Genomic DNA, 6257 nt, shown 5'->3' with positions numbered 1-6257 from the left:
ACCGTTTACGCCTGACGACCATAGCGAGCGGGTCCCACCTGACCCCATGCCGAACTCAGCAGTGAAACCGCTCAGCGCCGATGGTAGTGTGGGGTCTCCCCATGTGAGAGTAGGTCATCGTCAGGCACTTATTGCGAACCCCCGATCTCCTAGAGGTCGGGGGTTTTTGCGTGGGCTAAATAAAGCAGAAGAAAGGTCTTTCTGCACTATGGCTTCTGTCTTAGCGTTTCCGGCGGGTCGTTGCTTCCGTTAGAATGGTGATTTTTTAGGTCGGATGACATGAAATGACCACCAGTGAGTTGGTTCATTTACTAAGCGATGGCAACTATCATTCCGGCGAGCGACTGGGTGAGCAGCTTGGCGTATCGCGCACGGCGGTATGGAAGCAGTTGAACAAGCTGGAAGCGCTAGGCATTCCGGTAGAAGTGGTTAGAGGCCGAGGTTATCGTTTGGCATCTCCTATCGAGTTGCTCGATGGTTCTAGGATTGTTTCTGCTTTAACCAAAAAGCCGCGGCGACATCTTGCAAGGCTGTTCGTGGAAGAGTCAGTGTCATCAACCAATAGTTTTTTGCGCGAGCGTTTTGTCCAGGGCGCTGGGCATGCTGAAGTATGTTTGGCGGAGGTACAAAGCGCCGGACGAGGTCGGCGAGGTCGCCAGTGGTTATCTGCTTGGGGCCAGGGGCTGACGCTTTCGCTTGGCTGGCGATTCGACGGTGGCGCGTCGGCTCTGAAAGGGCTGAGCTTGGCGATCGGGGTCGTCATTGCTCAAGTGCTTGAACGACACGGTCTGCTTATTGCGCTCAAGTGGCCTAACGACGTGCTCATGACTTTTACTAGCGGCGAAAAGCGCAAGTTGGCAGGGGTTTTGGTCGAGCTCAATGGTGATGCGTTGGGAGCTTGTGAGGTCGTGGTGGGCATTGGCCTCAATATTATGCTTCCCGCCTCGCTTCGTGACCAGATAGATCAGCCTGTAGCTGCAGTCGCTGAACAATTGCTTGTAGCGTCACGCAATGACCTGGCTGCAGATTTAATTGAAGCGCTGCTAAATTTGATGGCTAGCTACGAGCAAGATGGTTTCGCTGCGTGGCAACAAGATTGGAATCAGCGCAATGCTTATTCAGCTCGTGCTATCGAGGTTACCCAGGGCGTACAGTGCTATATCGCTACTGATGAAGGGGTGGATGACGAGGGTAACTTGTGTGTGCGTCGCGGCAATAAGATGCTGCGTCTGTCGGGAGGCGAGATCAGCCTGCGTGCAAGCCCATGATTCTCGATCTCGATATAGGCAATACGCTTTCTAAGTGGCGTCTCAAAGATATTGCGAGCAGTGAGATACGTTCGCGTGGAGCTATATGGACACGTGAAGAGTGGCGCCCGGGGCCTGATATCCCTGATCTAAATGTAGTAACAGCAGTGCGCATTTCCAGTGTTGCCCGGCGCGCTGTGCTCGATGACACGGTTGCGTTACTCAGGCGGCAAGTAAGCAAGGTCTACGTTGCGCGCTCAACGCGTGAAAGGCTTGGAGTCGTGAATGGCTATGAGGTGCCAGCGCGCTTAGGAGTCGATCGTTGGTTAGGCTCTTTGGCTAGCTACCAGTTGGCTGGCGGTTGTTGTAGTGTCGATTGCGGTAGCGCGATCACGATTGACTTTATACTACCCGGTGGGCGGCATATTGGGGGCTATATTATTCCCGGCTTGCGATTAATGAAGGAGAGCCTTCATCTAGGGACGCGCAACGTAGCGATAGATCCCGGTAGTGAAGCCAATGAGCTGCTTGCACCAGGAAAAAATACGGCCGAAGCAGTCAATCACGGGATTTTCATGTCTGCGGTTAGTGCCGTAAATCGTATCTACTTCGAAGTGTGTGATCGCGAGGGCGTTTCCTTGCCGCTACTTTTAACCGGCGGGGACGCGCGGGTAGTATCCAGAGGTCTACGCATTCCGCACGCATTGTGGCCAGATATGGTATACGCGGGGCTTGAAGCCTGTTACCCCTTGACGCCGGCAGAGCGAGCAGGTCGCTTGTCAGGTGCGCCCCGAATACCAGATGCTGTAGAGCTTGAAAAAATCCGCCTTGGCCTTGCATTCTCCACCTTGCTTTGACACAATGCGCCTCGCTTCAAAGCGCAAGTGTCGTAAGACGCAAGTTGTTGAATTTATAGCGCTTGACAGTAGCGGATGAAAAGGTAAAATCTTCCGCCGTATTGGAGGGGTTCCCGAGTGGCCAAAGGGAGCAGACTGTAAATCTGCCGCGAAAGCTTCGAAGGTTCGAATCCTTCCCCCTCCACCATTATTGCTAGCAAAGCGCCCCGTAGAATAGAACACGAAGGTAGGCGGGCATAGTTTAATGGTAGAACCTCAGCCTTCCAAGCTGATGATGCGGGTTCGATTCCCGCTGCCCGCTCCAAAGTGTATAGAGTTTTGCTCATGTAGCTCAGGGGTAGAGCACACCCTTGGTAAGGGTGAGGTCGACGGTTCAAATCCGTCCATGAGCTCCAGTATTTCAAAAGCCAGCGTTTCAAAAGTAAGTCCAGCCGGCTTTCATCGAAAGTTGTTGGAGCCAAATAAGGTTGTCAGTGTAAAACTTATCAGCTATTATTTCGGCCGCTGTTGCATGGCTGGCTAAAAAAGCAAGATGCAACGCTATAAAGGCCAGTAGCTCAATTGGCAGAGCAGCGGTCTCCAAAACCGCAGGTTGGGGGTTCGATTCCCTCCTGGCCTGCCAGTCTTCCCCAGGCTGGTGTGGTTCCACAGAGTTTCTTTCGTTTGCTGCACCCTGAGGAGTCCCGCTGTTATGAAACACAACGCCGAGGTGCAAAAGTCGCGCCACGACGGGGCTAAATGGGCGGCTGTCGTTGCTCTCGTTGCCTTGGCTGTCATCGGTAACAGCTATTTCTCTGATCATGCTTTGTTATACCGTGTGCTAGGTGTGGTGGTGCTAGGTGCCGCCGCCGCCGCTATTGCTTTGATGACGACCAAGGGACGCGAGCTTACCGAGTTGGCGCGTAACGCCCGCAAGGAAATTCAGCGTGTCGTTTGGCCTACTCGTCAAGAAACCATACAAACAACGGCTATCGTATTGGTAGCGGTGTTGGTGGTTGGTTTGATGTTGTGGTTGATCGATACCATTCTTGGCTGGGCCATGTCCGGCATCATAGGTTAGGAGCACCCATGTCCAAGCGTTGGTATGTCGTACATGCTTATTCTGGTTTTGAGAAGCAGGTCATGCGCTCATTGCTTGATCGTGTCAAGCTGTATGACATGACGGACCAGTTCGGCGAGATCCTGGTGCCGACGGAAGAAGTCGTCGAAATGCGTGACGGCAAGCGTCGCAAGAGCGAGCGCAAGTTTTATCCAGGTTATGTGCTGGTCGAAATGGAGATGGATGACCGCACCTGGCATCTGGTCAACGAAACGCCTCGGGTCATGGGGTTTATCGGTGGTACACCAGAAAAGCCGGCACCGATTACTCAGAAAGAAGCCGACTCAATCCTGCGCCGCGTGCAGGATGGCACCGACAAGCCGCGTCCCAAAACCCTATTCGAACCGGGCGAGGTGGTTCGCGTTGTTGATGGTCCTTTCGCCGACTTTAACGGTGTCGTCGAAGAGGTCAATTATGAAAAGAGCCGCCTGCAGGTGAGCGTGCTCATTTTTGGTCGTGCAACGCCTGTCGAACTTGAGTTCGCGCAAGTGGAAAAAGACTGATCTCAACTTGTCGATTCAGGCAGGTTGGGCGTCCGAGGTCGTGTAGACGACCCGAACCCCGGGGAGCCGAAAGGCGTTATCACCCAACTGGAGAGTATCATGGCTAAAAAAGTTCAGGCCTATATCAAGCTGCAAGTAGCAGCCGGTAAGGCTAACCCCAGCCCCCCTGTCGGCCCGGCTCTGGGCCAGCATGGCGTCAATATCATGGAGTTCTGCAAGGCGTTCAACGCGGCCACCCAAGAGATCGAGCCTGGTTTGCCGACGCCGGTCGTGATCACCGTTTATTCCGATCGCAGCTTCACTTTTATCACCAAGACGCCACCTGCTGCCGTTCTGTTGAAGAAGGCTGCTGGCATCAAGTCAGGTTCTGGTGAGCCAAACAAGAAGAAGGTCGGCACTGTTTCTCGGGAGCAGCTCGAGGAGATTGCCAAGACCAAAGAGCCGGACATGACCGCTGCGGATCTCGATGCAGCCGTTCGCACCATCGCTGGTAGTGCCCGTAGCATGGGTCTTAACGTGGAGGGGCTCTGATCATGGCGAAGCTATCCAAGCGTGCGCAAATGATTCGTGAGAAGGTCGATGCAACCAAGGTGTACTCCTTGGATGAAGCAGTGTCTCTTCTCGGTGAACTGTCTAAAGTCAATTTCAAAGAGTCTCTGGACGTCGCTATCAATCTTGGTGTCGACCCGCGTAAATCCGATCAGGTAGTGCGCGGTGCGACCGTCATGCCTAACGGTACCGGCAAGGACGTGCGCGTTGCCGTTTTTACCCAGGGAGCCAATGAAGAGGCTGCCAAGGAAGCTGGTGCCGATATCGTCGGAATGGACGATCTGGCCGAGCAGGTCAAGAAAGGCAACCTCGATTTCGACGTCGTCATTGCATCGCCGGATGCCATGCGTGTCGTCGGTCAGCTGGGTCAGATTCTGGGCCCGCGCGGCCTGATGCCCAATCCCAAAGTGGGTACGGTAACACCGGATGTGGCCACTGCGGTCAAGAATGCCAAGGCAGGTCAGGTGCGCTTCCGTACCGACAAGAACGGCATCATTCACACTACCCTGGGCAAGGTGGAGTTTTCCGCTGACGCCATTCGCGGGAATCTCGATGCGTTGGTCAGTGACCTCAAGCGGCTCAAACCCAGCACATCCAAAGGTATCTATTTCAAGAAAATGACCTTGTCCACTACGATGGGACCAGGTTTGACCGTCGACCATTCGAGCTGGGTCTGACGTTTCGAAGAGGCAGTAACTTTGCGGTCCTCGTGCCAAACGGACGGGGCACCGTCAAAGACCGCAGGTGTCACCTTCGAGTGACTTAATGGCTCAATCATCAGTGCATGTTCGATGAATGATGAGTGGCCTGCGCAGATGGTGTGGCCTGCCAGTATGCTGGTGAGCACCATCAACAAGGACTCCCATGTCTTATGCATTGGGAGAGATGGTAACCACCGGGATTTTCATCCGAACGTCCCGGCACGAAGGAGTGAACATTGTGCCACTAGCTCTCGAAGGCAAGAAAGCAATTGTCGCTGAGGTCAGTGAAGCCGCCAAGGACGCTCTCTCCGTCGTTGTTGCCGATTCTCGCGGTGTGCCTGTCAGCGCAATGACCGATTTGCGCAAGCAGGCTCGCGAGAATGGTGTGCAGATGCGTGTTGTCCGCAACACCCTGGCACGCCGCGCATTGTCCGGAACCCCTTGGGAAATTCTGGACGAGACTTTGACCGGTCCTACCTTATTGGCATTTTCCTATGAGCATCCGGGCGCTGCCGCTCGTTTGATCAAGGACTTTCTCAAAGGGCAGAAGGAGTTTGAAGTCAAGGCGCTGGCCTACGAAGGTGAGCTGATTCCAGCTTCCGATCTTGATCGTCTTGCGACGCTACCCACTTATGACGAGGCTATCGCCAAGCTGATGTCCGTCATGAAGGAAGCATCTGCAGGCAAGCTGGTTCGTACTCTGGCAGCGCTGCGCGATCAAAAGCAGGAAGCCGCCTGAGCGGTTTCGCTACGTTTCACGAATGACTATTCAGTCACCGAGCGTCAACATACGATGTGCGACGCTCCGCAAAGTTTAGGAATGTAAACATGGCACTGACAAAAGACGATATCATCAACGCCGTTGCCGACATGTCCGTTATGGAAGTCGCCGAGTTGATCGAAGCAATGGAAGAGAAGTTTGGCGTTTCCGCGGCTGCGGCCGTAGTTGCCGGGCCTGGCGGTGGCGGTGAAGAAGCCGCTGAAGAGCAGACCGAATTCGACCTGGTGCTGACCAGCGCCGGGGACAAGAAGGTCAACGTCATCAAGGCGGTTCGCGAAATCACCGGGCTTGGCCTGAAAGAAGCCAAGGGTGCCGTTGACGGCGCACCAGCGACTGTCAAGGAAGCCATGTCCAAGGATGACGCCGAGGCTGCCAAGAAGAAGTTGGAAGACGCTGGCGCTACTGTGGAGCTGAAGTAACTCTTGCGTTCCGAGGCTTCGCGCTACGCGTGAGCTTCAATGGCTGGTGGCGGGATGCCCGCTACCGGCCTTTTTCTGTTGTTACTAGCATTATCAACGCC

Annotated in this window: 8 protein-coding genes, 4 tRNA genes and 1 rRNA gene; all 13 read left to right on the top strand. The window is 54.4% G+C overall.

Annotated elements, in window-relative coordinates; translation table 11 throughout:
- Window positions 1–10 precede the first annotated feature (10 nt).
- The 13 genes from rrf (at window position 11) to rplL (ending at window position 6156) form a co-directional block, all read left to right on the top strand.
- Window positions 11–126: ribosomal RNA gene (rrf, locus tag H7850_RS15495) — 5S ribosomal RNA — on the top strand.
- A gap of 158 nt (window positions 127–284) precedes the next feature.
- On the top strand, window positions 285–1268 hold the full coding sequence (locus H7850_RS15490) for a biotin--[acetyl-CoA-carboxylase] ligase (RefSeq protein ID WP_227370382.1): 984 nt from the start codon (window positions 285–287) through the stop codon (window positions 1266–1268).
- A complete protein-coding gene (locus H7850_RS15485) occupies window positions 1265–2104 on the top strand; it encodes a type III pantothenate kinase (protein WP_227370381.1) in 840 nt (279 codons plus the stop codon). The genes H7850_RS15490 and H7850_RS15485 overlap by 4 nt, the downstream gene beginning before the upstream one ends.
- 103 nt (window positions 2105–2207) lie before the next feature.
- Window positions 2208–2291: transfer RNA gene (locus H7850_RS15480), tRNA-Tyr, on the top strand.
- Between the two features lie 43 nt (window positions 2292–2334).
- Window positions 2335–2408: transfer RNA gene (locus tag H7850_RS15475), tRNA-Gly, on the top strand.
- A gap of 16 nt (window positions 2409–2424) precedes the next feature.
- Window positions 2425–2499 (top strand) — tRNA-Thr (locus tag H7850_RS15470).
- A 151-nt stretch (window positions 2500–2650) separates the two neighbouring features.
- Window positions 2651–2726 (top strand) — tRNA-Trp (locus tag H7850_RS15465).
- A gap of 69 nt (window positions 2727–2795) precedes the next feature.
- On the top strand, window positions 2796–3164 hold the full coding sequence (secE, locus tag H7850_RS15460) for a preprotein translocase subunit SecE (RefSeq protein WP_227370380.1): 369 nt from the start codon (window positions 2796–2798) through the stop codon (window positions 3162–3164).
- An 8-nt stretch (window positions 3165–3172) separates the two neighbouring features.
- Window positions 3173–3706, top strand: coding sequence for a transcription termination/antitermination protein NusG (nusG, locus tag H7850_RS15455; RefSeq protein ID WP_227370379.1), 534 nt, complete (start codon window positions 3173–3175; stop codon window positions 3704–3706).
- Window positions 3707–3805: 99 nt separating this feature from the next.
- Window positions 3806–4237, top strand: a complete 432-nt coding sequence (gene rplK / locus H7850_RS15450) for a 50S ribosomal protein L11 (protein WP_048306688.1) — start codon at window positions 3806–3808, stop codon at window positions 4235–4237.
- 2 nt (window positions 4238–4239) lie between these two features.
- Window positions 4240–4932, top strand: coding sequence for a 50S ribosomal protein L1 (rplA, locus tag H7850_RS15445; protein WP_227370378.1), 693 nt, complete (start codon window positions 4240–4242; stop codon window positions 4930–4932).
- 262 nt (window positions 4933–5194) lie between these two features.
- Window positions 5195–5695 (top strand): 50S ribosomal protein L10, encoded by a 501-nt coding sequence (gene rplJ / locus H7850_RS15440; protein WP_227370377.1) that lies wholly within the window; start codon window positions 5195–5197, stop codon window positions 5693–5695.
- Between the two features lie 89 nt (window positions 5696–5784).
- On the top strand, window positions 5785–6156 hold the full coding sequence (gene rplL, locus H7850_RS15435) for a 50S ribosomal protein L7/L12 (protein ID WP_227370376.1): 372 nt from the start codon (window positions 5785–5787) through the stop codon (window positions 6154–6156).
- Window positions 6157–6257: the final 101 nt, after the last annotated feature.

This window comes from Halomonas sp. M20 (assembly GCF_020622265.1).
GTDB lineage: Bacteria > Pseudomonadota > Gammaproteobacteria > Pseudomonadales > Halomonadaceae > Modicisalibacter.
This window is presented reverse-complemented; position numbering and strand designations above follow the sequence as displayed.